Source organism: Streptomyces sp. NRRL WC-3549, assembly GCF_000721935.1.
Lineage (GTDB): Bacteria > Actinomycetota > Actinomycetes > Streptomycetales > Streptomycetaceae > Streptomyces.
The window spans coordinates 60411-61403 of sequence record NZ_KL585389.1 but is presented as its reverse complement, the minus strand read 5'-3'; the positions used below and the strand labels follow the sequence as shown (position 1 = coordinate 61403).

Sequence of the window (993 nt, the reverse complement as noted above, 5' to 3'; positions counted from 1 at the left end):
GCCTGGGTACAGGAGCGGCTGGAGGGCGGCGTCGCCTACACCACCGTGATGACGATCCTGACGCGTCTGCAGGCCAAGGGGGCGGTGGAGCGGCGGAGGCAGGGCCGCTCGTTCCTGTGGACCCCGAGGTCGGACGAGGCGGGGCTGGCGGCGATGCGGATGCGCCGGGTCCTGGACGGCGAGAACGACCGCGAGGCCGTCCTCGCCAGTTTCCTGACGGCGCTGACACCCGGTGACGAACGGCTGCTGAGAGACCTGCTGAGCCAGAGCGGCGAACGGGAAGCGTAGGGCCATGGGCGTCTTCGTCTTCCTGCCCCTGGTCCTCCCGCTGAGCGCCTGGCCCGTCGCCCGGCTCGCGGAGCACCGTCTGCACCCGCGCACCGCGACCTGGCTGCTGTCGGGGGTCGCGGCGGTACTGGCGCTGTGCAGCACGCTGTGCCTGGCCCTGCTGATGGTGGTCGGTACGGCCCAGCTGCCGGGCAACCCCCTGCCCGACGGGTGGTCGGACCCGGTGGTGCGCGAGGCGGTGCCGTACGACGAGGTGGCGGGCACCGCGGCCATTCCCCTGCTGGTCGCGGTGGTCACCGCGTGCGCCCGGGCGGGGTGGCACCACCACCGGGTGCGGCGGGACGCCGGGCGTGCACTGGCGGGGTTGCGCCCCACGCCGGTCGCGGTGCTGCCCGACGACGTCCCGTACGCCTACGCGCTGCCCGGCGGACGGGGACGCGTCGTCGTCTCCACGTCGTTGCTGGCCTGCCTGGAGCCGGCGGAGCGGAGGGCGCTGTTCGCCCATGAGCGGGCCCACCTGGCGGGCGTCCACCACCGCTTCCTGCTCACCGTGCAGCTGGCGGCGCGGGCCAACCCCTTCCTGCGGCCGTTGCGGACGGCGGTGGCCTACACCGCCGAGCGGTGGGCGGACGAGGAGGCTGCCTCGTCGGTCGGCAGCCGACGGGTGGTGGCCCGGGCCATCGGCAAGACGGCGCTGCTCTCCCG

General features: G+C 74.8%; 2 protein-coding genes. Both read left to right on the top strand.

What is annotated here, in order from left to right; genetic code table 11:
* On the top strand, positions 1–288 hold a 288-nt coding region (locus IH13_RS0107625; protein ID WP_031082217.1), incomplete at its 5' end, for a BlaI/MecI/CopY family transcriptional regulator.
* Between the two features lie 4 nt (positions 289–292).
* Positions 293–993, top strand: a 701-nt coding sequence (locus IH13_RS0107620; RefSeq protein ID WP_031082216.1) for a M56 family metallopeptidase, incomplete at its 3' end; no start/stop codon positions are given.